20 protein-coding genes are annotated in these 24,611 nt (G+C 67.5%); 10 read left to right on the top strand and 10 right to left on the bottom strand.

Annotated features, from left to right (window positions below; genetic code table 11):
- Position 1: 1 nt before the first annotated feature.
- Positions 2 to 1,003 carry a LacI family DNA-binding transcriptional regulator gene (locus tag AB0333_RS10000; protein WP_366218542.1) on the bottom strand — a complete coding sequence of 334 codons (1,002 nt, stop codon included), beginning with the start codon at positions 1,001 to 1,003 and terminating at the stop codon, positions 2 to 4.
- A gap of 260 nt (positions 1,004 to 1,263) precedes the next feature.
- Between AB0333_RS10000 and AB0333_RS09995 the strand changes: the two genes are divergently transcribed.
- The 6 genes from AB0333_RS09995 to AB0333_RS09970 all read left to right on the top strand — a co-directional run bounded on the left by AB0333_RS09995 (position 1,264) and on the right by AB0333_RS09970 (position 6,548).
- Entirely contained in the window at positions 1,264 to 2,277 is a 1,014-nt protein-coding gene (locus AB0333_RS09995; protein WP_366218541.1) for an asparaginase, read from the top strand.
- Positions 2,278 to 2,295: 18 nt separating this feature from the next.
- Positions 2,296 to 3,183 (top strand): polysaccharide deacetylase, encoded by an 888-nt coding sequence (locus tag AB0333_RS09990; protein WP_366218540.1) that lies wholly within the window; start codon positions 2,296 to 2,298, stop codon positions 3,181 to 3,183.
- Between the two features lie 80 nt (positions 3,184 to 3,263).
- Positions 3,264 to 4,649 carry an MFS transporter gene (locus AB0333_RS09985; protein ID WP_366218539.1) on the top strand — a complete coding sequence of 462 codons (1,386 nt, stop codon included), beginning with the start codon at positions 3,264 to 3,266 and terminating at the stop codon, positions 4,647 to 4,649.
- Positions 4,649 to 5,434 carry an SDR family oxidoreductase gene (locus AB0333_RS09980; protein ID WP_115932188.1) on the top strand — a complete coding sequence of 262 codons (786 nt, stop codon included), beginning with the start codon at positions 4,649 to 4,651 and terminating at the stop codon, positions 5,432 to 5,434. The genes AB0333_RS09985 and AB0333_RS09980 overlap by 1 nt, the downstream gene beginning before the upstream one ends.
- Positions 5,435 to 5,484: 50 nt before the next feature.
- Positions 5,485 to 6,234 (top strand): SDR family NAD(P)-dependent oxidoreductase, encoded by a 750-nt coding sequence (locus AB0333_RS09975; RefSeq protein WP_366218538.1) that lies wholly within the window; start codon positions 5,485 to 5,487, stop codon positions 6,232 to 6,234.
- Positions 6,235 to 6,278: 44 nt separating this feature from the next.
- On the top strand, positions 6,279 to 6,548 hold the full coding sequence (locus AB0333_RS09970) for a hypothetical protein (RefSeq protein ID WP_366218537.1): 270 nt from the start codon (positions 6,279 to 6,281) through the stop codon (positions 6,546 to 6,548).
- Between the two features lie 73 nt (positions 6,549 to 6,621).
- Here AB0333_RS09970 and AB0333_RS09965 read toward each other — a convergent pair whose 3' ends face one another.
- On the bottom strand, positions 6,622 to 7,761 hold the full coding sequence (locus AB0333_RS09965) for an NADH:flavin oxidoreductase (RefSeq protein ID WP_366218536.1): 1,140 nt from the start codon (positions 7,759 to 7,761) through the stop codon (positions 6,622 to 6,624).
- A 175-nt stretch (positions 7,762 to 7,936) separates the two neighbouring features.
- On the opposite strand from AB0333_RS09965, the gene AB0333_RS09960 reads away from it, so the two are divergent.
- Positions 7,937 to 8,476 (top strand): TetR/AcrR family transcriptional regulator, encoded by a 540-nt coding sequence (locus AB0333_RS09960; protein WP_211309021.1) that lies wholly within the window; start codon positions 7,937 to 7,939, stop codon positions 8,474 to 8,476.
- Between the two features lie 67 nt (positions 8,477 to 8,543).
- On the opposite strand, the gene AB0333_RS09955 is transcribed toward AB0333_RS09960, so the two are convergent.
- The 6 genes from AB0333_RS09955 to AB0333_RS09930 all read right to left on the bottom strand — a co-directional run bounded on the left by AB0333_RS09955 (position 8,544) and on the right by AB0333_RS09930 (position 14,718).
- Positions 8,544 to 10,193, bottom strand: coding sequence for a phosphodiester glycosidase family protein (locus tag AB0333_RS09955; protein ID WP_366218535.1), 1,650 nt, complete (start codon positions 10,191 to 10,193; stop codon positions 8,544 to 8,546).
- Positions 10,194 to 10,268: 75 nt separating this feature from the next.
- On the bottom strand, positions 10,269 to 10,586 hold the full coding sequence (locus tag AB0333_RS09950) for a hypothetical protein (protein WP_366218534.1): 318 nt from the start codon (positions 10,584 to 10,586) through the stop codon (positions 10,269 to 10,271).
- A gap of 299 nt (positions 10,587 to 10,885) precedes the next feature.
- The gene (locus AB0333_RS09945; protein WP_366218533.1) at positions 10,886 to 12,466 is read right to left on the bottom strand and encodes a 4-hydroxyphenylacetate 3-hydroxylase N-terminal domain-containing protein; all 1,581 of its coding nucleotides are present in this window, start codon (positions 12,464 to 12,466) and stop codon (positions 10,886 to 10,888) included.
- Between the two features lie 71 nt (positions 12,467 to 12,537).
- Positions 12,538 to 13,140, bottom strand: a complete 603-nt coding sequence (locus tag AB0333_RS09940; RefSeq protein WP_366218532.1) for a flavin reductase family protein — start codon at positions 13,138 to 13,140, stop codon at positions 12,538 to 12,540.
- A 149-nt stretch (positions 13,141 to 13,289) separates the two neighbouring features.
- On the bottom strand, positions 13,290 to 14,303 hold the full coding sequence (locus AB0333_RS09935; RefSeq protein ID WP_366218531.1) for a helix-turn-helix transcriptional regulator: 1,014 nt from the start codon (positions 14,301 to 14,303) through the stop codon (positions 13,290 to 13,292).
- 211 nt (positions 14,304 to 14,514) lie between these two features.
- Positions 14,515 to 14,718 carry a cold-shock protein gene (locus AB0333_RS09930; RefSeq protein WP_115932196.1) on the bottom strand — a complete coding sequence of 68 codons (204 nt, stop codon included), beginning with the start codon at positions 14,716 to 14,718 and terminating at the stop codon, positions 14,515 to 14,517.
- A gap of 393 nt (positions 14,719 to 15,111) precedes the next feature.
- Here AB0333_RS09930 and AB0333_RS09925 point away from each other — a divergent pair, with 393 nt between their 5' ends.
- A complete protein-coding gene (locus AB0333_RS09925) occupies positions 15,112 to 17,700 on the top strand; it encodes an ATP-dependent Clp protease ATP-binding subunit (protein ID WP_366218530.1) in 2,589 nt (862 codons plus the stop codon).
- A 223-nt stretch (positions 17,701 to 17,923) separates the two neighbouring features.
- On the opposite strand, the gene AB0333_RS09920 is transcribed toward AB0333_RS09925, so the two are convergent.
- Complete coding sequence (locus AB0333_RS09920; RefSeq protein WP_366218529.1) at positions 17,924 to 18,832, bottom strand: amidohydrolase family protein; 909 nt, start codon at positions 18,830 to 18,832, stop codon at positions 17,924 to 17,926.
- A gap of 145 nt (positions 18,833 to 18,977) precedes the next feature.
- Here AB0333_RS09920 and AB0333_RS09915 point away from each other — a divergent pair, with 145 nt between their 5' ends.
- Both AB0333_RS09915 and AB0333_RS09910 read left to right on the top strand, forming a co-directional pair.
- Positions 18,978 to 20,786 (top strand): ATP-binding protein, encoded by a 1,809-nt coding sequence (locus AB0333_RS09915; protein WP_366218528.1) that lies wholly within the window; start codon positions 18,978 to 18,980, stop codon positions 20,784 to 20,786.
- A complete protein-coding gene (locus tag AB0333_RS09910) occupies positions 20,786 to 23,494 on the top strand; it encodes a DEAD/DEAH box helicase (protein WP_366218527.1) in 2,709 nt (902 codons plus the stop codon). Before AB0333_RS09915 ends, AB0333_RS09910 begins: the two co-directional genes overlap by 1 nt.
- A gap of 486 nt (positions 23,495 to 23,980) precedes the next feature.
- Here the strand turns inward: AB0333_RS09910 and AB0333_RS09905 are convergent, their stop codons facing one another.
- On the bottom strand, positions 23,981 to 24,454 hold the full coding sequence (locus tag AB0333_RS09905) for a toll/interleukin-1 receptor domain-containing protein (RefSeq protein WP_366218526.1): 474 nt from the start codon (positions 24,452 to 24,454) through the stop codon (positions 23,981 to 23,983).
- Positions 24,455 to 24,611: the final 157 nt, after the last annotated feature.

Genomic DNA, 24,611 nt, shown 5'->3' with positions numbered 1-24,611 from the left:
CCTACGCCGAGCTCCGGACCACCAGCTCCGGATCCAACTGCCGACTCTCCACGTCCTTTCCGTCCATCCGGTCCAGGAGCAGCTCCAGGCCCTGACGGCCGATCTGGTGCATCGGCGAGCGCACCGTGGTCAGCCCCACCCCGCTGGCCAAGGGGGTGTCGTTATACCCAACGATCTTGACGTCGTCCGGGACGGACAGCCCCCGTTCGGCCAGGACACCCAGGGCGCCGATGGCCGCGAAGTCGTTGACGGCGAACAGCGCGTCCGGCACGCCCACGGAGTCCAGCAGGCGCCGGGTGGCTTCTTCGCCGGCCTCGGCGTCGAATCCGCCGGTGGCGATGTGCTCGGCAGGCACGTGGATGCCGTGCTCGGCCAACCGTTCGGTGAATCCGGCCGTCCGGTCGATCGAGGTGGACATGCGGTTCTTGCCGGCCAGCAGGAAGACCTTCTCCATGCCCAGTCCGGCCAGATACTCGCCAGCGAGCTGTCCGCCCAGGTAGTCGTTGCAGGTCACGGACGGGTACCCAGGGGACCGTCGGTTGACCAGCACGAAGGGGACGTCGTCCTGCTCGATCGCGGTCAGGGTGGAGCCGTCGAACGGGGTGTCCCCGAGGATCAGTCCGTCGATGCGCCGGTCCATCAGCTTCCGGACGCGGGCCTCGTGGGACTCGGGGTTGTCCAGCGAGTTCGAGACTACCGCCACGTAGCCGTGCTCGGCCGCGGCCTCGTCGATGCCCTCATAGATCGTGGCGAGCACGTAGTCCTGCAACCGCGGCACCACCACCCCGATCATCCTCGACCGGGCCGTGCGCAGGGAAGCGGCGTAGGGGTTCTTGGCGTAGCCGACCTCGTGGGCCAGGGCCAGGATGCGCCGGCTCGTCTCCGGGGAGGCCCAGCGTGATTCCTCGCCCGCCGCGTCATTCAGCACGCGCGACACCGTGGACGGACTGAGACCCAGCTCCTGGGCCAGCCCCTTCAGGGTGACGGATGATCGCTTGCTCACGGTGGCCTTCGGTGATGATCGGATGCTTCGGTGGACGTCAGGTGATGCACTGGGCTCCCGGCGTTGCGGGCCCTTCGGTCCACAGGCCACGCCCCCGCAGGGCGGAGGGAGCGCCGTCAGTCTACGGGCCGAACATGGAGTCTTGCATCACGCGGATTCCTGCTCTAATGTGCATCACATCACTTTACACAAACGTTTGTGGCAATCGATTGGGGAACCGGCCCCAGGGTTTGCCCGACTTGCGACAGAGGCGGCATCGATTGGCCAGAGTCCACATCATCGGCACCGGCGGGACCATCGCGTCTCGCTCCGGTCAGGCCGGAGCGAACGGGGAGGGCACGGGTCGCGGCGACGGCTCGATCGCCTCGGACACGATCGGCGACCTCGTCGCCTCGTCCCCGGCCGCCGCAGTCGACGGGGCCCTCCAGGTCACCACCGAGGACGTCATGACGCTGGGCAGCTACCGCCTGGGCCTGCCGGAGATCCTGGAGATCACCGCGGCGGCACTCGCCCGGGCCGCCGAGGCGGAGGTGGCCGGCGTGGTCGTCACCCATGGCACCGACACCCTCGAGGAGACCGCCTTCCTGGTGGACCTGGTGAACGGCACGGACACCACCGTGGTGTTCACCGGCGCCCAGCGCGCGGCCGACCAGCCGGACTCTGACGGCCCCCGCAACCTCCGCCAGGCCTTGACGGTGGCAGCTGATCCGCGATTCCGCGGCATGGGCTCCCTGATCGCCTTCGACGGCCGGGTCCAGACCGCCCGGGGCGCCCGGAAGGCCCACACCACCGCCAGCCAGCCCTTCGACGGCGGCGCCACCGTGGGCCTGTTCCGCAATGACGAGCTCGACCTCGTCGCCCGGCCGGCCCGTCCCCGCGCTCTGCCCCTTCCCAGCCCCGAGTTCGGCACCACTCGGGTGGATGTCATCACGGCCTACCCCGGCTCCTCTCCTGACGCATTGCGGCACGCAGCGCAGAGCGGCGCGGCGGGCGCGGTGCTAGCGGGCACCGGCGTCGGGAACGCGGGTCCGGGGCATGCCGACGCCGTAGCGGATCTGGTCTCCTCGGGGATCCCCGTGGTGCTGAGCACCCGCGTGCCTGGCGGCCCCATGGTCCCCATCTACGGCAACGGCGGCGGAGTGGACCTGATCGCGGCCGGCGCTGTCAGCGCCGGACACCTGAACCCCTTCCAAGCACGGATCCTCGCGGCGGCACTGCTGTCCGGGAATCCCTCCACCACTGAATTCACCACCCTGTTCAGCGAACTGCGCTGACCACTGAAAGGAACGAACATGACCAAGAAGATCTACGTGTCCGTGGGAATCGACGTCGACGCCGTGGGCGGCTGGCTCGGCTCCTACGGTGGCGAGGACTCCCCCGGTGACATCTCCCGCGGCCTGTTCGCCGGCGAGGTGGGCGTGCCGCGCCTGCTGCAGCTGGCCCAGCGCCGGGAGATGCCCGTGACCTGGTTCTGGCCGGGACATTCGGTGGAGACCTTCCCGCAGCAGTTCGACGAGGTCGTCGCTGCCGGCCACGAGATCGGCGTGCACGGTTACTCGCACGAGAACCCGATCGCCATGACCCGCACCCAGGAGACCGAGATCCTGGACTACTGCACCGACCTGATCGAGCGGCGCTCCGGCAAGAAGCCCGTGGGCTACGTGGCCCCGTGGTGGGAGTTCTCCAAGGTCACCAACGAGATCCTGCTCGAGCGCGGCTTCCTCTACGACCACTCCTTGATGCATGACGACCACACCCCGTACTACGTGCGCGTGGGTGACACCTGGACCAAGATCGACTACTCCGCCAACTCCGCTCACGACTGGATGAAGCCGCTGGTCCGTGGCGAGGAGACCGACCTCATCGAGATCCCGGCCTCCTGGTACCTGGATGACCTGCCCCCGATGATGTTCATCAAGTCCAGCCCCAACAGCCACGGCTTCGTCTCCCCGCGGGACGTGGAGCAGCTCTGGAAGGACCAGTTCGACTGGGTCTACCGCGAGATGGACTACGCGGTCTTCCCCATCACCATCCACCCGGACGTCTCCGGCCGCCCCCAGAACCTGCTGATGCTCGAGCGGCTGTTCGACCACATCCAGGGGCACGACGGCGTCGAGTTCGCCTTCATGGAGGACGTCGCCCGGGACTTCGCCCAGCGTCACCCCCGCCCGCGGGCCTGATCGGCCCTCCGGCCACCATCCCCCTCTGATGGATCGCCCGGCCCGGCGGGCCGGGCGATCCCCCCACACGAAAGTCCACCATGTCCTCTCCCCGCACCGCCTCAACCGGGCCCGTGGCCCCTTGGGACGTCCCCGTCACCCCGGGCATGATCCGCAAGGTCTCGATCGTCTGCTTCCTGGCCTGGGTCATCTCCGTCTACGACTTCACCCTCTTCGGCACGCTGCTGCCGGTGATCGCTGAGGACTTCGGGTGGTCCACCGCCCAGTCCACGATGATCAACACCCTGGCCCACGTGGGCGTGTTCATCGTCTCGCTGATCGTCGGGCCGATCATCGACCGCCTGGGCCGGCGCAACGCCCTGGTGATCCTGATGATCGGCGGCGGCCTGGCCGCCGGCTTCACCGGCATGGCGATCGGCGCGGTCTCGATCATCCTGGTGCGCTCCTTCACCGGATTGTCCCTCTCCGAGGAGGTCGTCAACGCGGTCTACCTCTCCGAGATCTACAAGGACGTCAAGAACAAGGGCTTCTTCTACTCCGTGGTGCAGGCCGGCTACCCGATCGGCGCCCTGGTGGCCGCCGGCATGTCCGCCCTGCTGCTGCCGGTCATCGGTTGGCGTTGGTCCTTCGTGATCGCCGGCGTGCTGGCCATCGCGGTGGCCCTGGTGGCCACCCGCCTTCCCGAATCGCCCACCTTCGCCGCCATCCGTGAGGCGCGCCGCCGCCAGTCCGTGGGGGACGACGCCGGCGCCCAGGTCCTGATCGACCAGCACCGCCTCGAGATGGACAGCGAGACCCAGGGCGGTCTCAAGGAGGTCTTCTCCCCGGCGCTGCGCCGGCACACCATCCTGCTCTCCCTGGCCTGGCTGTTCAGCTGGATCGGCATCCAGGTCTTCTCCGTGCTGGGCACCACGGTGCTGGTGGAGGCCAAGGGCGTCTCCTTCGAGAACGCCCTGGTCATCCTCATCGGCGCCAACGCCGTCGGTTTCGTCGGCTACCTGTTCCACGGGTGGCTCGGGGACCGGATCGGCCGCCAGCGCACCGTGATCCTCGGCTGGCTGGCCGGTGCCGTCTCCAGCCTGGGCATGCTGCTCATCCCGGGAGCCACCTGGTTCATCATCGCCATGTATGGCCTCACCCTGTTCTTCCTGACCGGCCCGTTCGCGGCGCTGCTGTACTACATGGGCGAGTCGTTCCCGGCCCACGCCCGCGGCATGGGTACCAACGTGGCCCACGTGATGGCTCCGGTGGGCGGGATCGTGGGCTCCGGCCTGCTCAGTGTGCTGCTCTTCGCCGGGCTGTCCATGACCGCCGCCGCCATCCTCTCCGGCACCCTCGGGCTGGCCCTGGCCGGGCTGTGCATGATGGGCACCCGCAGGATCGAGGGCCCCGCCGCCGATGCCCCGGCCGACCTGCTGGGCCACGGCAACCACCCCGACACGGAGAAGGATGAGGTGACACTCTGATGAGCACTCAACGAGACGACGGACTGGCCGGCAAGGTCGCGCTGATCTCCGGCGGCGCCAGCGGGATCGGCCAGGCATTGGCGGTGGCCTACGCCCGGGCCGGTGCGCACAGCGTGGTCAACTATTTCCCCGGTGATCCGCACGACTCCCAGGAGACGGTGCGGGCTGTGGAGGCCGCCGGCGGACGGTGCATCGCTGTGGCCGCGGATGTCCGCAGGACCGAGGACTGCGACGCGATGGCCGAGGCCGCCATGGTGGAGTTCGGCCGGTTGGACATCGCCGTGGCCGCTGCCGGCATCCTGCGGCGCAACCCGCTGGGCGAGATGACGGACCAGGCCTGGGAGGACATGCTGGACGTGGACCTCACCGGCGTGATGCGCATCTTCCGCTCGGCCGCCGCCACAATGACCGACGGCGGCGCGATGGTCGCGACGTCATCGATCGCCGGCGGCGTGTACGGCTGGGAGGAGCACGCCCACTATGCCGCGGCGAAGTCCGGCGTGCTGGGCCTGTGCCGCTCCTTGGCCGTGGAACTGGCCCCGCGCGGGATCCGCGTGAATGCGGTGATCCCCGGTCTCATCCGTAGCCCGCAGTCCGAGGATGAGAAGAACTCCCTGGGTGATGAGGGGCTCAAGGCCGCCGGGAAGATCATCCCCGCCGGCCGAGTGGGCACCGTGGATGAGACCGCCCGCACCATCCGCTTCCTCACCAGTGACGATTCCGCCTACGTCACCGGTCAGGAACTCATCGTGGACGGCGGACTGACCATCCGCTGGCCCAGCTGAGCCACCCACTTCGAAATCGACAGTCACCACGTGAGAGAAGGAGCAGGCGCATGGAAGCGCTGAAGGACAAGGTCGCCGTCATCACCGGCGGCGCCAGCGGGATCGGGGCGGCCGTCGCCCGGCTGTACGCGGAGAACGGCGCGGCCATCGCCGTGCTGGACCGTGACGCGGCGGCCGGCGCGGCCGTCATCGGGCATCTGACCGAGGCCGGCGCCACGGCGCTGTTCGCCGAGGTGGACGTGACCAGCTCGGATTCGGTCCGGCAGGCCATGGACTCCGTGGCCGAGCAGCTGGGCGGGATCGACATCGTGGTGACCGCCGCCGGCATCCTGGACGAGAAGCCGATGGCCGAGATGACCGAGCAGGACTTCGACCGGACGGTGGACATCGACCTCAAGGGCGTGTTCCTCGCCGGCCGGTGGGCTCTGCCGCACCTGCAGGCTCGCGGGGGCGGCCGCATCATCAACATCGCCTCCCAGCTGGGCATCAAGGGCGGCACCGGCCTGGTGCACTATGTGGCGGCGAAGGCCGGCGTGATCGGCATGACCAAGGCGATGGCCCTGGAGCTGGCGCCCGAGGGGATCCTGGTGAACGCCATCGCCCCCGGCCCCATCGACACGCCCCTGCTCAACGGCGTGACCGAGGAATGGAAGGCGGCCAAGCGCGCCGAGCTGCCGCTGGGCCGCTTCGGCACGGCCGAGGAGATCGCGCCGACGGCACTGCTGCTGGCGTCCTCCCCGGGCGGGGACCTCTACGTGGGCCAGACGCTCGGGCCCAACAGCGGCGACGTGATGCCGTGATCGGCTGCTGAACCATGTGCGGAGCCTGCCCCGGTGGCACCACGGTGTCCCCCACCACGGCCACCCTCAACCGGCTCGGGCGCAAGCGCCAAGCGCTGGCGGAGTTGCGCCGCGGGCTGGCTCCCGGCTGCTCGCTCACCCTGATGGGTGACGGCTGGACCCTGCGACGCCGGACCGGCCGCCAGGACGTGTTCGCGGACGTGGAGGAGTTGCTCGTGTCGCTGGAGACGCCAGGGCCCGGTGCCGGCGCGGACTGGACGGGGACCGAGACGCCGCGGGCCGTCGTCGGGCGCCTGCTCGCCCGCGCTGGGTGAGCCCTTCCTTCCCACACCGCCGCAGGCCGGCCGGTGGACGATGTTCATCGTCCACCGGCCGGCCTGCGGTCTATCAGCTCGTTGGAACCGGCTCGTCCACCCGCAGTTCCCAGTCCTGGATGGTCGCCAGGTCACCGAAGGCGCTCGGTGCCAGGGGGTCGAGCAGCTGGCGGCCCTGCTGCACTCGCTGCGGCCAATCGTGCTGGGCCAGGGCCGCCTTGCCGATCGCGACCAGGTCCGCACCGCCCTCACCGAGGCTCTGCGCCGCCTCGGCGCCGGTGTCCAGATGCCCGTTGGCGATGATGGTCAGCCCCGGGGCGAACTCGCGGGCCAGCTGGGACAGCGAGCGGGCGTCCTCGTCCGGGAATGCGGGCGCGTTGGCCTTCCACTCGGTGGTGTGGAGGTAATCCACGGAGGCGCCGGCGAGGGCGCCGAAGATCGTCTCCGCCTCCGCCACTCCCTCGGACCACCGGTGGGTGGCATCGCTGACCTTGCCCTGCGAGATGCGGATCCCCACCACGAAGTCATTCCCGACGGCGGCGCGGACAGCCTCGATGATCTCTCGCGCCAAGCGGGTCCGCGCCATCGGCGAACCGCCGTAGCCGTCCGTCCGCTCGTTCAGGTAGTCCGTCAGGAACGCGTCCACCAGGTAGCCGTTGGCGCCGTGGATCTCCACCCCGTCGAAGCCGGCGTCCCGGGCCCGCACGGCAGCTGCGGCGAAGGAGGAGATCACCTCGCCGATCTCCTCCGCGTTCAGGGCCTCCGGCACCTCGTATGGGCCGCTGCCCCGGTACATTCCGGCCTGCTCCCCGCGGGCGCGGACGGCTGAGGCGGAGCGCAATCCCGAGACGTGGGGATTGCCCTGTCCTTGAGGGCCGGCGTGCATCAGCTGCGCGATGATCGAGCCGCCGTGCTCATGGACGGCCGTCGTGACAGGGCGCCACGAGTCCACATGGGCGGAGGTCGCCAGGCCCGGCTGATCCAGGTACCCCTGGCTGTGGGCGGCGTCCGGGTAGATCCCCTCCGTCACGAGCAGGCCGAAACCGCCCTCGGCGAAGGACCGGTAGTAGTTCCGCATCCTCTCCGTCGCGCGGCCGTCCCCGTGCGCGCTGATCCGCGTCATCGGGGCCAGGACCGCCCGGTTGGGCAGGTCAAGCCCCCTCAGTCCATAGGGCTCGTTCAGCGTGGCTTCGCTCGCAGACGTCTCACTCATGGCAGTCCTCTCGGTTCGACCGGATCCACCCGATTCGCATAGTGGATCGATTGATCCAGTTTCGCTGCGGCGGCCCGCCGTGTCAAACTGTCATGGTTGATGAAGCAGGCGGGAGCTGATGCGAGTGGCGGGGCGTCCAAGACTCTTTGAGGAACAGGCGGCACTGGAAGAGGCGATGCAGCTCTTCTGGCGCCAGGGATACGAGGGCACCTCGATGAGCCAGCTCCGGGAGGCCATGGGCCTGTCCTCAGCCAGTCTCTATCACGCGTTCGGCTCCAAGGACCGGCTCTTCGGACGGGTGATCGAGCACTATGTCTCCCGGCCCGGGAGTGTGGTCAGCATCGTCTCCGCCAGCCACGCCGTCCCCGCCGGCGAGGCCCTCACACAGCTTCTGCACCGTTCGATCGACGAGCAGTTCGATGACTCCCATCCCCGGGGATGCCTGGTGGCCCTCGCCGCCACCGTCGGCCCCCAGGACCGCGGGACCGAGTCCGGCCGCATCGTGGCGGACCAACGCGAACGCGACTACGAAGCCATCGCGACGCTCACGAGGCGTGCCTTCGACGAGGGCGTTCCGGCCGCGGCCGTCACGAGCGAATCCCTGGCCCGCCTGATCCACGGCTTCATCCTCGCTTTGGCCACGCAGACCCATGATGAGACGCCTCCCGAAGATCTGCACGCCGCGGCCGATTCCCTGTCCACGCTCTGGAGGTAGCCCGGGGCCAGCCCCGGGAGGGTGCGGCCGACGAGCCGGTGGGGTCAAGGCTGCTGGGGCGGGGTCGCTACCGCTCCCGGATCACGATGGCATCGCCCACGGCACGTTCGTTGCCGCCGGAAGGGGAGTTCTCGAGTTCGCCGTCCACGACCATGGCGGTGGACCCGCCGCCGTCGAGGTTGATGGCGTCCACCAGCCCCAACCGCTCGGAGAGGTCCGCCGCCTCGGAGATGCTCAGCCCCACGGAGTCGGCCTGCCGGCCGTCGGCAGTGATGAGCACGAGCTGGCCCCGGCCATCGATCCCGGCGATGGTGCGCGGATTGCGCTGGTGCGTCCAGCCGTAGAACTGGCCCGGGTTGTCCGCTTGAACCATACCGTCGCGGGCTGCCGTGATGTTCCGCTCACCGTCCGTCAGCAGGTTCGGGCCCCCATTGAGCACCTGGGTGTGCGGGGTCATACGCAGTTTCTTGCCGCGCTCGTCGAGGTACTCGTTGGTGAGCTTGATCCGCCGAGCCTCGGTGGCAAACTCGTGCAGATCCGCGGTGTCCTCGCCGATGGCCTGGATGGAGTACTGCCCGTCAGTCAGTTCGGTGCCCCGCTCCTGGTTGACCTCCTGGACCCGGCCGCGGTGATCGACGACGACCTCCAGGCCTTCCCCTTCCGGCGTGGTCGTCCCATATTCCTCGGTGAACACGACGATCTCATCGGTATCAGTGCAGGTGACATCATGCTTCGGGGCCGCCGTGGGCAGGTCATCGGTGCCGCCGCAGTTGCGGATCTTGCCGGGCACGCGATTGATGCCGTCCAGGTCCAGCCCCTCTCGGCCTGAGGAGACGCGGCCCTCCCAGGTGAGGCGCTGGATGGAGGCGCGGCCGCTGCGGTGATCGATCACCAGGTTGGGACGGTCCCCCACGGTCTCACTGAGAATCTCCCCGTTGTACGCCGCTGCGCCGGCGGGGTCTCCGGGGGCGCCGTGCTGCTCCCCGTAGACGAAGAACCCGGCATTGACGCCGGCCAGGGCACCGTCGGCCAACTCGGAGGTAGTTTCGGTCCGCTCGATGTCCTCGCCGAAGGTGCCGGTCACCTCCCCCTGGAAGCGGCGCGGGTCGACGGTCACGACGTCCACGTTGACGGGACCGCTGCGGTGGCCGCTTGACGGCTGATCGCCGTCCCAGCCCTCGTACCAGGTACCGCCGGAATACCCGAGGGCCGTCAGTTCGGATCGGGCCGCCTCAGCCTCAGCCTCGGTGGGGAATGCCCCCACTCGGACACGGTGGCCTAGGTAGCCGCCGGAGTCGGCCAGCTGGTCGGCCACCACGGCCTCTGCGCGGGTATCCAGGCCCGCCTCCCGTAGTTCGGCGGCCACGCGGCGGGCCGCGCTCCGGCTGGAGACCTGCGAATCCCGCACACGTTCCTGGCCAGATGGCAGCGTCACCTGCACGGTCCAGGTGTATTTCGCATCAGGATTCCCGAGCGTGAAGGACTCGTGGGTGACACCGCGGGCCAAGCGCTGCTCGGTGCCCGCAGATCGGAAGGTCCCGACGCCGGCCGTCGGCTCCCGCTCGGCGGCCGAGACGTCCGCGGTGACGGCGGTGACCGCGGAAGACTCAGAGGTGGCGGCGACGGGCCCGGCCACGGTGCCGCCGGTCAGCAGGGCGCAGGAGAGCGCGGTGATGGTCAGGGTACGGGTGGCGGTGCGGCGAGTTGAGGTAGTCACGGTGTCCATGCTGACCCGCCCAGCAGCGGCCGCGGGCCATGACTGGGGTCAATTCGCCGAGCTGTCGCCGAGTGTTCAGATGTCGTCCTCGTAGGCGGGCCCGCCTTCGCCCTCCCACGTCTCCAGGCGCTTGGCCTTCACGCTGTTGAACTTCTGGCGGACGCCGTAACCTGCGTGATCGTCCTCAGCGATGAACTGGGCGCCGAACCCTTCCAGGGCCATGCGCAGCCGGTGGCTCTCGTCCGCGTCGAGCGTGCCGTGGCCTCGCTCGAAGGCCCGCAGGTCGCCGGGTTCCAGGCCGGCGGCCTTGGCCACCACGGAGTAGGAGACCTGGGTCAGGGCACGGGCGGCGCGGGCCAAGTCTGCGGGGATGATGAAGTCATGGTCAGCCATGGCTACATCATGTCCCGTCAGCCCCGGGTTTGCACGTCCTCGTTCAGGGCACCGAGAGCAGTGCCGCGGTGGCGGCCACGAAGGACGGAATGAGCTTGCCATCACAACTGAGCTCTGGCGGCCCCTCGGCCATCCCTCGCCGAGAGGACTGGGCATCAAGCTTTCACCATCATGTCCAACCGAGCACTGCCGTTCCGGGTCTTCCGGAGCGGGCCCAGCATTCCTTCTTCACCACTCACGACTCGTTCCCCGGAAACCCGCATGGGGTTTCCGGGGAACGAGTCCTCGGGCGGACTGGTTCAGCGCTTCATGTAGGCGTTGACGTCATCGCTGTTGAACAGGTCCGGTACGGTCCAGCCGTTGATGTCGTACTCGCTCATGCACTGCTCGACCATGCCGTTCATGGTGTCCACGGTGCCGTTGTTCATGGCATTCATGAGCATTTCGACGCGCACGTTCTCGTGGTTTCCGGAGTAGTTGCGCTCATAGAGCTCGTGACGGCCGCCGAACTCGGTGCCGATCGCATCCCAGAGGAGCTTCATCAGCTTGACCCGGTCCACGGCCTGCACGCCATCCGAGCCGCGGACGTACTTGTCCAGGTAGGGGCGGATCTCGGCGTTCTTGAAGTCCAGCGCACCGGAGGGCAGGTAGATCAGGCCCGAGGCCACATCCTGCTCGATGATCTCCTTGATCCGCGAGTACCCCTGCGCCATGAACATCCGGTAGGCCAGCCCGTATTCCATGTTCGGCAGCACTGAGCCATGGGGGCCCTCGTCCGGATTGAGCATCATCGAATCTGCCAGGGACCAGAACAGGTTGCGCCAGCCGATGACCTCCCCGGCGCGTGCCTGCACGCCGCGGAAGTCTTTGGTCCCGGCGATTTCCAGGGCCTTGAGCAGCAGTCCGGCGATGAAGTCCAGCTTCACGGCCAGGCGGATGCAGCCCTGAAAGGTGAAGCGCTGGATGAAGCCGGTCTTGGGCATGAATCCGTTGATCTGGTCCGGGTCCCCGTAGGCGAAGATGTTCTCCCACGGCACCTCGACCTTGTCGAAGATGAACACGGCATCGTTCTCATCCATCCGCGAGGACAGCGGGTAGTCGAAGGGCGTGCCTGTCACAGCGGCGTTCTGGGCGTAGGAGGCCCGGGATATCAGCTTGATGCCCGGGGCGTCCATCGGCACCGTGCAGATCAACGCGTATTCGGGCTTCTTGATCGGCAGGCCGTAGTGGGAGATGAAGTTGAAGTTTGTGATGGCCGAACCGGTGGCCACCACCTTCGCCCCGGACACCACCACGCCGTTGTCCGTCTCCTTCTCCACCTTCATGAACACGTCCTTGACCTCATCCGGTGGCAAGTGACGGTCCACCGGCGGATTGATGATCGCGTGATTCCAGTACAGGACCTTTTCCTGCGACTCCTTGTACCAGCGGGCGGCGTTCTCCTGATACGGGGAGTAGAACTCCGGCATGGAGCCCAACGTGCCCAGGAACGCGGCCTTGTAGTCCGGCGAGCGGCCCAGCCAGCCGTAGCTCATCCGCGCCCAGGTCTCGATGGCTGTGCGTGACTCACGCAGGTCGTCCACGGACTTCGGGACCTTGAAGAACGGGTGCGTCTTGCCGCCGGAGCCGGTGTCCGTGTCCACCAGAAGCTGGTCCGCAGTGTCCGGGTTATGGAAGCCGTCGTACAGGCGAGCGACCATACGGATGGAGTTGCGGAACGCCGGGTGGGTGGTGACATCCTCCACGCGTTCGCCGTGCAGGTAGACCTCTCGGCCATCTTTGAGGGATTCGATGTACTCGTCACCGGTCATCGGCAGCTTGGGGTTGGCCGGTTCAGTGCGCTCGGACATGGTCTGCGGGTGGGTTTCAGTGGTGGTCATGACGACCGTCCTTTCGGTACTGCGTTGATTCGGGGAGGGAAGGGAATATCGGGGGTTCGGCGAATGCGGGGTCAGATGGCGCGGAATGAGGTCGAGCCTTCGAACCAGCCGTGGGCGATCGAATCGCCGGAGGCCTCCCAGGGGGCACCGCCGTGCAGGGTGCCGGCGTGGTGGAACTTCCCGGAGATGAACAGCAAGGGGTCCACGTCGTTGACCTCCAGGGCGATGACCTCACCGATCACGATGAGGTGGTCACCGCCGTCGTAGACCTGCCACGGCTTGCATTCGATGGTGGCGGCATTGCCCTGAAGGACCGGGATCTCACCCTCGCAGCGCCACTGCACGGGTTCCTTGGCCGGTTTACCGGCGAAGTTCAGGCACGTGGCCAGTTGGTCCTCGGACATGATGTTGATCGCGAAGGGGCGGTCCGCCAAGTACTCGGAGGCCTTGTTCCCGCGGATCAGGGTGACCTGGGCCAGGGGCGGGTCCATCGAGACGGCTGTGAACGCATTGACCGTGGCACCGTGCGGAGTGCCCTCAGGGCCCTGGCACGTCACCACTGTCACGCCGGTGGCGAACTTGCCGAAGGCCTTGCGCAGGCTCTTGCCGTCCACGGTGTCGCCGGGCTGGACCGCGTGGACGGTCCTGCCGCTGGCCATCTGCTTCTGGCTCATGGGCTCTCCTCATTGTGAGTCGCATCACTTGGAGGATGATCGTGCAGGGGCGGCGCATCCGATTCCAGCAGTTGTCCCGCAGAGAACAGCCCGCGTCCCCTGCGGGACAACCTGATACTCTCCGCACCCGAATCAGTCCGGGACTCGTCTCAATCGCCGGCCTGGGCTGCAGCAGCCCGTTGCACCTCCGAGGGCGTCACGCCGGCACGGGCCTTGAACGCCTGACTGAAGTGCGAGGCCGTGGTGAAGCCGCATTGGCGGGCGATATCCGCGATCGGCCGTGAGGACCCGGACACCAGCAAAGTCTCCGCACGCCGTAACCGATGGGACATCACCGTCTCAGCGAAGGTCGTCCCGTGCGAGGCGAACAACCGCGCCAACTGCCGCTCACTGACCCCCGCCTCCCGTGCCACCAGGGCACGATCCAGTCCGGGGCGGCCGAACCCTCGCTCGATGGCCTGCAACGCTCGGCGATAGGCCGACTGCCGGTCCGTGCCGAGCGCGCGGATCACCAACTGCTCCAGCAGGCCGAAGGCCTGCTGCTCCACGTCCACCAAGTCCGAGGGAGGGTGGAGGAACACCTCGTCGATGAGCGAGGCCAAACTGGTGACGGCCGCATCGCTCGCGGCCACGCCGTCCCCCCTCAAGTCGGCCCCGCCGGCCGCGAACTCGAACACGATCGGCTCCTTCAGCGGCGCACCGTGAGACAACCGCATGAACTCCTCACGCGGAATAGTCAGTACGAACTCCCGGACCCCGTGGGAGAAACCGCGGACGAAGGGCAGATCGGCGTCATAGAGGACGGCCTGGCCTCGGCGTAGCAGGAGCATCCCTGAGGAGTGATAGAAGAATGCTTCTCCGCCCAGGGCGAAGAAGAGGGCGATGTCACCGGTGGGATGCTGGGTGATCAGCCGTTCGGACCGCTCCACGATCTGGGAGGAGCCGCGCACGCTGGCGAACCGCAGCGAGGGGAAGTAGAGATTGAGCTCGGCAGCCTGAAGCGAGCCACCCTCCAGGGTGCGGATATCCAGCCCGATCAAAGCCTTGGTGTTGTGCTCCTCCCAGTACTCCACACGCATCCCCGCGGGAACCCGGGCAGTACTGAAACTCCTCCATGCCGCAGGATCGGGGACCGGACCGGCGGGAACCTGCGGTTCGTTCACGACAGGCCCCCGTTCTACACGGTCTGGGATCGACTCGGATCGGGCCACCCGCAAGGGTGATCACCGGCGGCATCCAAGATACCCGAGGTGAGTGACACGTGTCACATCGGATGATCGGACCTCTAGCCGAGGGCACTGCCCTCGACGAGAGGGGACGCAAAAACGGCCGCCCACCCCGAAGGATGAGCGGCCGTTTTAGAGTCTGATCAGATCAGAGGGGGCGGACCGACGAGGCCTGCATGCCCTTGTCGCCCTGAGTCGCCTCGAACTCGACCTTCTGGTTCTCCTGAAGTTCGCGGAAGCCGCCGCCGTCGATGGCGGAGAAGTGCACGAAGATGTCAGCGGAGTTGTCGTCCGGGGCAATGAAACCAAAGCCCTTTTCAGCGTTGAACCACTTGACTGTACCGGTGGCCATGGTGGCCTCTTTTCTTTAGGGTGCTATACCCGCCAGTTTTTCCAGCGGGGGGCGAAGCGGTGTGTACATACCGCTTCCCCAGCGCCCCATCCGACCCGAAGGCCGTCCGGTCCGCAGTGGTGACGGACTTACTGCATCTACTACAACTACTTCTGCAAGCAACTGTACGGCATCAAAGCTCTTCTGTGAACCACAGGCCCCGCTGCCCCTCTCTGCCCCGCAGAACGAGCCCCTCTGGTACCCGGGAGGTTCACCCTGGAATACACCCTGAGCGAACTCTGCTCATGTTTGCTGAATCCCGAGCCTGATCTTGGGAACATTCTGACGTCAATCGTCGTTACTTGAGTTGAACACACTCAACTATCGCTGGAAACACACCCCTGGGAGGACACTTTGCCCGCATTCTTCGGCCCCGCCGGTTCCAACGGCGACTCCTTTGACGACTTTGTCACCCGCTACCTCCAGGGTCAGCGGGCCGGTCGGCCGGGACGCCCCGTCGACCTCACCCGCCTGCTGAGCAAGCGGACCCATGACGTGCTGGCCGCCGCCGCAACCTTCGCCGCCGAACGCGGCCAGACCGACGTCGACGCGCTGCACATCCTGCGCACCATGCTGGGCGAGGACCCGGCCAACACTGCTGTGCGCCTGTCCGGCGCCGACCCGCAGGCCCTCATCGCCGCCATCGACGACCGCCTGCCGGCCCCGAGCGAGGCGAAGGACGCGAGCTCCACCGCGTCCCTGAACGCCTCGGCCCAGAAGGTGCTGCTGGACGGCTACCAGGTGGCCCGCGGGTTCGGTTCCACCTACATCGATCCGGAGCACGTGTTCTTCGCGTTCGTGCTGAACCATGACTCCCCCGCCGGCCAGCTCCTTAACCAGTCGGGCGTCACCCCGCAGTCCCTGCAATCCGCCGCTCAGCAGCAACAGCAGCAGCAACAACAAGGCCACGCCAGCCAGCAGCCGTCGGGCCAGGATTCCGAGGGCTCCGTCCTCGAGAAGTTCGGCCGGGACCTGACCGCTGAGGCGAGGGCCGGCCGGCTGGATCCGGTGATCGGGCGGACCGACGAGGTCGAGCAGACCATCGAGGTGCTGGCCCGCCGCACCAAGAACAACCCGGTGCTGATCGGTGAGGCCGGCGTCGGCAAGACCGCCATCGTGGAGGGCCTGGCCCAGGCCATCGCCGACGGCGAGGTGCCCGCCCAACTGCAGGACCGCCGCGTCATCGCCCTGGACCTGGCCGGCATGGTCGCGGGCACCCGTTACCGCGGTGACTTCGAGGAACGGCTCACGGGCGCCATGGACGAGCTCGCCGAGGACAGCAGCACCATCGTCTTCATCGACGAACTGCACACCATCGTCGGCACCGGCGGCTCCGGGGAGTCCGGCGGCATGGACGCCGGCAACATCCTCAAGCCCCGCCTGGCCCGCGGCGACCTGCACATGGTCGGCGCCACCACGCTGAAGGAGTACCGCACCATCGAGAAGGACGCCGCCCTGGAGCGGCGCTTCCAGCCGGTCACCGTCGGCGAGCCCTCCGTGGAGGACGCCGTGCAGATCCTGACCGGCCTGGCCGATCGCTACGCGGAACACCACCAGGTGACGTACACGGACGAGGCGCTGCGCGCCGCCGTCGTGCTCTCGGACCGGTACATCACCGACCGGTTCCTGCCGGACAAGGCCATTGATCTCATCGACCAGGCCGGGGCGCGGCTGTCCCTGAAGCGCGGCCCGAAGCACGACGCCGGCCCGGCCGTGGACACGGACGCGCTGCGGTTCCAGCTCGCCGAGTTGGAGGCCGAGAAGAACTCGGCGGTCAACGCGGAGGACTACGAGCGTGCCACCGAGCTGCGGGACGAGGTCGCCCGGATCAGCGAGCAGCTGGCCGAGGCCACTGCCATGCAGGAGCAAGGCGCGGCTTCCCGCGCGGAGGCCGTGGTGGATGCGGACGCGATCGCCGAGATGGTCTCCCGTGCCACCGGCATCCCGGCCGCCCGGATGACGGAGGCCGAGAAGTCCCGCCTGGCGCGGCTGGAGGACGAGCTCCACGCCCGGGTGGTCGGCCAGGACGATGCGGTCGCCGCGATCGCGAAATCCATTCGCCGCTCCCGGACCGGGATGGCCGATCCGTCCCGCCCGGTCGGCAGCTTCCTGTTCCTGGGCCCCACCGGCGTCGGCAAGACCGAGTTGGCCAAGGCACTGGCGGGGTCGCTGTTCGACGACGAGGACGCGATGGTCCGGTTCGACATGTCCGAGTTCGGCGAGCGTCACACGGTCTCCCGCCTGGTCGGTGCCCCTCCGGGCTACGTGGGCTATGACGAGGCCGGGCAGCTGACCGAGCGGGTGCGCCGCCGCCCATACTCGGTGATCCTGCTGGACGAGATCGAGAAGGCCCACCCGGACGTGTTCAACCTGCTGCTGCAGGTGCTCGACGACGGCCGCCTCACCGACGGCCAGGGCCGCACCGTGGACTTCCGGAACACGGTGCTGATCATGACCTCGAACCTCGGCTCTGAGTTCATGTCCTCCGGCGGCGCCCCGCTGGGCTTCGTCTCGGCGGATGCCGAGGCCGCGCAGCGGGACCTCCGTCAGAAGGTGATGGGACGGGTCAAGGAGTTCATGCGGCCGGAGTTCCTCAACCGGATCGACGACACCGTGCTGTTCTCGCCGCTGTCCGCTGCGGAACTGCGTCAGATCGTCGGCCTGCAGTTGAGCGATTCCGAGCAGCGGCTCGCCGCCCAGGGCATCATCCTCGAGGTGGATGACGCGGCCCGGGACTGGATCGCCGAGGCCGGCTACGAACCGGCCTACGGCGCCCGCCCGCTGCGCCGGGTCATCCAGCGCGAACTCGATGACCGGGTGGCCGACCTGCTGGTCTCCGAGGCGGTGAAGGACGGTGATGCGGTGCGGGTGACCGTGGCCGACGGGCAGCTGGTGGTGCACCCGGTGCGGGCCGCCCACGTGCCGGAGGCGCTGGCGGCCTGAGTGGTTGAGGGTATGAATGGCTGAGAGCGTGAGCCACTGAGGACGTGAGTTACGATCACGCCGCGCGTCGAAACTCGCCGGAGTAACCACCCACCAGCGTGCGCGTGACGATGAGGCCGGGGCGTTCGTTGACTGTTGTCAGCGAATGCCCCGGCCTGTTTTCGTGGTGCTGCAGTTTTCATCGCGCCGCAGCTTCTCGTGTCTCGCCAGCGCGGTCGAATCTCTAGGGCCAGTACAGGGACATCGGGTTGGTCACCAGCAGCGCTTGCTGTTCCGCCGCAGTCGGGGCGATCTGCGGGATGTATCCCAGCAGCAGCGCGTCATCCGGCATGTGCGAGCGCAGGTTCGGGTGCGGCCAGTCCGTGCCCCACAGGGTCCGCTCGGGAAATTCCTCCATCACCCGGCGGGCGAAGGGGACGACGTCGGCGTAGACCTCACGCTGCCCTTCCACCGCGTAGGGGCCGGCTTCCGTGAGCCGTTCGGGACAGCTGACCTTGACCCAGGCGTCGGTCCGCTCAACGAAGCGGAGGAAGGAGGAGAACTCCTCCGAGTCCGCCCCCTTCCGCACGTCCGGCCGGCCCATGTGGTCGATGACGAGCGGGACCCCGAGGCCGGCGAACCTGTCCTCGAGTCCGGGGAGATCCTCGGGCTCGAAGTACAGGACGAGGTGCCAGCCGACGTCGCGGATCTTGTCTGCCACCAGTGCGAGCTCCTCGAACGGCTGGCTCTGTACCAGTCGCTTGACGAAGTTGAAGCGCACCCCGCGCACACCGCGTTCATGCATGCTGGTCAGCTCTTCGAGCGTCGCGTCGGCACTGACGGAGACCACACCGCGCGCGGTGTCCCCGAAGTCGTCCAGGGCGTCCAGCAGCGCGGCGTTGTCCCGCCCGTGGCAGGTTGCCTGGACGATGACGTTCCGAGAGACGCCCAGGTGCTCTCTCAGGTCCCGCAGGTCGGCCTTGCCCGCATCGCAGGGCGTGTACGTCCGCGTCGGTGAGAACGGGAACTCCGCGGCCGGGCCGAAGACATGGCAATGGGCGTCCACGGCCCCCTCCGGGAGAGCGAAGGCGGGTTCCCCGCGATCCTTCACCCAGTCCAGCCAGCCGGCGGTCTTCTCGGATTGTTCGCTCACCCGTGATCCTCCTGAACGAATGCATGAAAGTGTGTCGTCTTCACCATGAACCACACTTGCACACTGCTGATGGCGAACTCGTGTTCACTTCGAACCATGACTATTAGACATTGAATGTCTGGCGCCTCACTTCTAGACTGAACTCATGATTCAGGATGAGTTACAGCTCGCCGAGGTCCTCGAACTCCTCCGTCAGGACGGAAACGATCTGTGGGATGTAGAGGTCAAGCGCGCATCCGGAGGCGTCCCCGATGTCAAGGAGACCCTCTGCGCCTTTGCCAACATGCCTGAAGGCGGCACCATTCTCTTCGGCCTCGCCGAACCAGACTTCGCCGCTGCGGGCGCAGAGGATCCAGCCATCCTGCAACAGAAGGTTGCCTCACAGGCGCGGCAGGCTGTCCGGCCAGAAGTGAACGTCGAGTTCGGCCGCGCCATCATTGACGGCAAAACCGTTGTCATCGCGAACGTTCAACCACTGCTCTCACACCTCCGCCCCTGTGTCCTCCGGTCGACAGGCCGCGCCTACCTGCGCTTTGCCGACGGGGACTACCCGTTGTCGGATGCCGAGGTCCAGCAAATCCTGGCCCGCAGGGAACGCCCACGCCATGACGGGATTGCCGTTGACGACACCAGCGAGAGTGATCTGGACCAGGACCTCAAGGCCCGGTTCACGGACGCCGTCCGGTCCTCCTCCCGGCGACTGGCCGACGCCTCGATCGAGGACATCCTTCGTTTCAAGAGGATCATCGAGCCAGTCGGGTCCCGGCTGACGGTGGCCGGCCTCTATGCCCTGGGCGCCTACCCGCAGCAATTCCTGCCGAGTCTCTCCCTGACCGCCGTCCTCAAGCCCACCGACGAATCAACGGGGATCCGCAATGTCGACCGGAGGTCGTTCGACGGACCCCTGCCGGTCATCCTCGATGATGCCGTCGATTGGGTCCTTCGCAACGTGCGGACCAGCATTCGGTTTAGTCCGGATGGCCACGGACGGGACGTCAGCGAACTTCCGGCCGTGGCCGTTCGGGAACTGGTGAGTAATGCCCTGGTGCACCGGGATCTGAGCCAGCACACCAGTGGCAAGGACGTCCAGCTCACCATCGACGCCGACCAACTGGTGATCACCAACCCCGGGGGACTCTGGGGACTCACCGCCGGTCAACTGGGACTGGGCAATGAGAAGTCCGCCGTCAACGAGTTCCTGTATGAGATCGCCCAGCACGTCAGGACACCTCAAGGTGTACGCGTCATCGAAGGGGAGGGTGGTGGTCTACGTGAAGTCCGCAGGGCACTGCGGCAAGCCGGCATGGCCGAACCGCGATTCTATGACAACGGCGTTCGATTCACCGCGCTGGTCCCCCGTCATTCGTTGTTTGACGAGCGCGATCTCGAGTGGCTGGCCGGCGTCCCCCACCACGACAAATTGGACGATTTCCAACGCCAGCTCCTCGTCGCCATGCGCTACGGACAGCAATGGACCAATCAGCAGGTGCGTCAGGAGTTCGGGCCGGTGGACTCCACCCAAGTGCGAAGCGCTCTGCAGGGACTGGTAGGCCTCGGCCTCGCCGAGGCCCACGGCGAGCGGGGCGGCACTCGATATGGCATCTCGCCGTACGAGTCAACTCACCTCAAGGGGCCCGCCCAGATCGACCTCTTCAGCGACTCAGACGGCTCAATGCCCGAAGCAGAAGGACCCCGCAAGATCGCCTCTCCGGACATACCAACCACCGGCATCCGCACGGCGTCAGACGCAGGATGGTCCGCCGTCACCCGTCATGGGCCGGCCCTCATAGCCGCCCTGTCCTCTAGCGAGCTCAACGCTCAGGCTCTGAGTGAACGGACCGACCTCTCGCTCCAACAAGTCCGCTATGCCCTCAAGCTACTGACGGAGGCCGGCTTGGTCACCCGCCACGGTGGCCAGGGCAATCGGAACACCGTCTACAGGTCTGTTCAGTGATGGGCACCGACCGCGCCACCCTCCAGCGCACCATCGACGAGGTGGCTTCCTGGATGCAGCGCGCCGCGGCCCTGCTCGGGCGACGCACCCAGATCATGATGGACAGCAATGAGGCCAGCCGTCGGCTCAGTTCCGCCGTCCTCGATCTCCATCCTCAAGAGCCCCAGCACCAACCCACCGAAGACTGGCGCGCCCTCCCCCTGCGGCCCGACGACGGCACACACCTCGCTGCCCTTGCTCGCCAACGATCCCTCCCGCCCATCGCGGCGCACGAGGAGGAGGCGCTGGCCACCCTGGCCGGTGGCCGTGAGTGCGAGATGAACCGGGCACAGAAGCTCCTCGGACTACGGCGCTTCATCACCCTGGGCGAGGCCCGCCAACAGGCCGAGCAGGCCGCCCAACAACTGAACCACTACCGCCTCTGGGCGCACACCCAGGGCCTGCCGCAGCTGCTGGACCGGCTCGAACAGCACCCCACCATCACCGCGTCCATCCCCACCGAGGACGCCCTCCATCCGAGCATCGGCCTGCTCCGCCGCCTACCCGAACTCGGGATCGCCCCTGAGCTGATTCCGGCCGAGGACATCGCCCTGCTCCCCCAGGCCATCGCGCCCCTCGAGGAAGCGCTGCGCCGCGAAGCCGAGCGCCGCGCGGCAGCCCACCGGGCCGGCGTCGTGATCCGGGACGGCGAGGCACGCGCCCTGCTGGACACCATGGACGTGGAGCGGCTCAAGGACGCCACCGCCGACCGGCTGCCCATCGGCCCGCTGCTCGAGGCGGGCATCACCACGGTGCTGCAGGTCTGGGACCGCGGCGCCGAGCTCGAGGCCCTGGACGGCGTCGGCAAGACCACCGCCACCCGCCTGCGCGGCGCCGCCCGCACGCTGTGGGACCTCGCCGTGGACGGCACGGGCCTGCGGCTGGACCCCGCCGACCGCACCGAGGCTGCCACCGAACTGCTGCGCCGGACCAAAGCCTGGGAGCAATTACTGCCGCTGCGTCGGGCCACGGCCGGGGTCGCGCTGGCCGAGGCCCTCGCCCCGCTGGCCCACGCGCAGGCACCGGGACATCCCGTGCTGCTGGCGCCGCGGGCGCGGACCGCCGCGCAATTCCGGGAGGCGGTGGCCGCCGTGCTCCAACTGGCCAGAACGGTGCCCACCGAAAAGCACACCGGGCCCGACGCCGGCCCGCACCCAGGTGCCGATGGTTCCGGGCACGAGGTCTGGGACGACTTTCTCGCGAGACCTGGCGACTACTACGCCCTGTTCGCCGAGCTCGGATTCACCACGGAGGACCCGGAGAAGACGCAGGGCGACCTGCCGGCGGAGATCGTGGAGGCGGTGCGGGCCTTCCGCCTGGACACCACGCACCTGACTGCGTCACTGCGCGGGTACCAGAGCTTCGGGGCGAAGTTCGCACTGGTGCAGGGCAAGGTGGTCATCGGCGACGAGATGGGCCTGGGCAAGACCGTGGAGGCGCTGGCCGTGCTGACGCATCTGGCCGCGACCGGCGAGGCGAAGAGGCCGGTGCACTTCCTGGTGGTGTGCCCGGCGGCCGTGGTGACGAACTGGATGCGCGAGATCGAGAAGATGACCACCTTGACCTCGCATCGGCTGCACGGCCCGAATCGGGAGGCCGCGGCCAGCGCCTGGCGGCGCACCGGCGGGATCGCGGTGACCACCTTCGCGACACTGCGCCGTGCGGCCTTCGGCGATGAGGGTACAGAGCCGGTGCCGCTGGGGTGCCTGGTAGTGGACGAGGCGCAGTACATCAAGAATCCGGAGGCGCTGCGGTCCCAGGCGGTGGCGGAGGTCATCGGCCGAACCGAACGGGCCATCCTACTGACCGGCACTCCGCTGATGAATCGGCTCGAGGAGTTCCGGGTGCTCATTGGCTATCTCCGTCCGGATCTGGTGCTGGACTCACACGCCCTGGCGCCGGCGCGGTTCCGTCAGCAGGTGGCCCCTGCCTATCTGCGTCGCAACCAGGAGGACGTGCTCACCGAGCTGCCGGAGCTGGTGGAGGTCGAGGAACTGCTGCCGATGAACGCGGCGGATGCGCGGGCCTACCGGACCGCCGTAGCCGAGGGGAACTTCATGGCTATGCGGACCGCCGGGTTTGCATCTGGGGGTGCGTCCGAGAAGATGCAGCGGCTCGTGGAGATCGTGACCGAGGCCGAGGAGAACGGGCGGCGGGTGATCGTGTTCTCCTTCTTCCGGGACGTGCTGGATGCCGTAGCGACCGCCCTGGACGGGCCAGTGTTCGGGCCGCTGACCGGCTCTGTGCCGGCTGCGCAGCGGCAATTCATGGTGGACGAGTTCTCTGCCGCCCCGGGTGGGGCCGCATTGGTGGCGCAGGTCACCGCGGGCGGGGTCGGGCTGAACATCCAGGCCGCCTCGGTGGTGGTGCTCTGCGAGCCGCAGCTGAACCCGGCCGTGGAGTGGCAGGCCATCGCCCGGGCCCGGCGGATGGGGCAGCTGGAGACCGTCCAGGTGCACCGGTTGCTCAGCGAGGACGGCGTGGACCAACGGCTGACCGAGATGCTGGCGGTCAAAGCGGAGTTGTTCGAACGGTTCGCCCGGGAGTCCGATGTGGCCGAGGCCGCGCCGGAGGCGGTGGACGTGTCTGAGGCGGTGCTGGCCAGGGAAGTTATCAAAGTGGAGCATGAGCGGTTGTTGGAAGTTTCCTCCGCTGGCCTCAACTCATGAACATGCAAGAAACCGGCCGCATCATTGCTCAAGGCAAGTGAGGCGGTTCCGGGGACTTCAAACACCATTCTATGCTGCTCTCTGGAGCGTGGGCTCATGACGGCGTCTGCAGCTTGGAGCACTGGAGGCCGCAGGGGCCTTGGGAAAGTGTGGTGGTGCCGCCAACGTCGCCGCGTCGGTAGATGGATAGATGTCGAGGCCTTCGCCCGTCAGATGGCACAACCCAGCGACCTCGCCGAGATCAGCTACGAAGTCGCCGGGGGCTGCAAGCGTCACAGCACGAGTCGACAAGCCCGTTAATGGACGGACGATCTTGGCGGTGCAGGGTTTCCCCGTAGCTCTGGCCGTGGAGCGCCGCGGCCAGAGCTACCAACAGTTGTGACCGCTGCTGGATGCAGGAGCCCGTCACACCCAGATTTCCTGCGTTATGTGGCGCCGAATCACGCCTCAAGAAAGTAGTGTAAGCGATGTCAACGCGGCATCGTCCTACATATCCTCCACGGTGACCAGCTCGGCGATCTTCGTGGCAATGTCTTCCATTGAGTCCTCTGCCGTGTCGAACCCGTGCCGCGAAGCAAGCAAAGGGCTAACGCTTCGGAGTTCCTCGTAAGTCGTCTCGTGCACGACTGGGGTCAGCTGATCGCGAGACAGGAGCTCCGAAAGTTCCTTGTCGGAGATTCCGCGGCCATCGATGCGCTTCAGCAACGCTGGGGTGACGAGAACGAGACCGGTACGCGACTTCGCCAACCCCCTGTCGATCTCACGGAGGAAAGGCGTGCCGAACACAATGTCCTTCTCGCTGAACCAAACCGACACCCCCTTTGATTCGAGCAGGTCGCACAGCTCTGTAGCGATGCCTCGGCGGTCGTCCCAGGCGTGACAGAGGAAGACGTCACGAAGGTCCGGCACCTGTCGGGCGCGTACCTCGACCTCACGACGGACGGGCGTCAGCGCCCTCACCTGAGCAGGCGTGTAGCTTACGGTCGAGCTGCTGGGCGACCAGCTCGGACGAGTGCCGCTTCTAGCCCCACTCCGACCACTCGTGGCACCCCCACTGCTCGAGATTGATGTGTAAGGGGGCGGCGAATAGGTTGACCGAGGCGGCGTATAGAAACCA

Source organism: Citricoccus sp. NPDC079358 (assembly GCF_040702545.1).
Classification (GTDB): domain Bacteria; phylum Actinomycetota; class Actinomycetes; order Actinomycetales; family Micrococcaceae; genus Citricoccus.
Note: the sequence above shows the minus strand (reverse complement) of the source record. Positions and strands in the feature narration are given on the sequence as shown.

Coding starts and splice junctions, on each gene's coding strand:
- AB0333_RS09990 (WP_366218540.1), top strand. CDS start 2,296: ATGACCAAGAAGATCTACGTGTCCGTGGGAATCGACGTCGACGCCGTG.
- AB0333_RS09985 (WP_366218539.1), top strand. CDS start 3,264: ATGTCCTCTCCCCGCACCGCCTCAACCGGGCCCGTGGCCCCTTGGGAC.
- AB0333_RS09980 (WP_115932188.1), top strand. CDS start 4,649: ATGAGCACTCAACGAGACGACGGACTGGCCGGCAAGGTCGCGCTGATC.
- AB0333_RS09975 (WP_366218538.1), top strand. CDS start 5,485: ATGGAAGCGCTGAAGGACAAGGTCGCCGTCATCACCGGCGGCGCCAGC.
- AB0333_RS09965 (WP_366218536.1), bottom strand. CDS start 7,761: ATGAGTGAGACGTCTGCGAGCGAAGCCACGCTGAACGAGCCCTATGGA.
- AB0333_RS09960 (WP_211309021.1), top strand. CDS start 7,937: ATGCAGCTCTTCTGGCGCCAGGGATACGAGGGCACCTCGATGAGCCAG.
- AB0333_RS09950 (WP_366218534.1), bottom strand. CDS start 10,586: ATGGCTGACCATGACTTCATCATCCCCGCAGACTTGGCCCGCGCCGCC.
- AB0333_RS09945 (WP_366218533.1), bottom strand. CDS start 12,466: ATGACCACCACTGAAACCCACCCGCAGACCATGTCCGAGCGCACTGAA.
- AB0333_RS09940 (WP_366218532.1), bottom strand. CDS start 13,140: ATGAGCCAGAAGCAGATGGCCAGCGGCAGGACCGTCCACGCGGTCCAG.
- AB0333_RS09930 (WP_115932196.1), bottom strand. CDS start 14,718: ATGGCCACCGGTACAGTCAAGTGGTTCAACGCTGAAAAGGGCTTTGGT.
- AB0333_RS09915 (WP_366218528.1), top strand. CDS start 18,978: ATGATTCAGGATGAGTTACAGCTCGCCGAGGTCCTCGAACTCCTCCGT.
- AB0333_RS09910 (WP_366218527.1), top strand. CDS start 20,786: ATGGGCACCGACCGCGCCACCCTCCAGCGCACCATCGACGAGGTGGCT.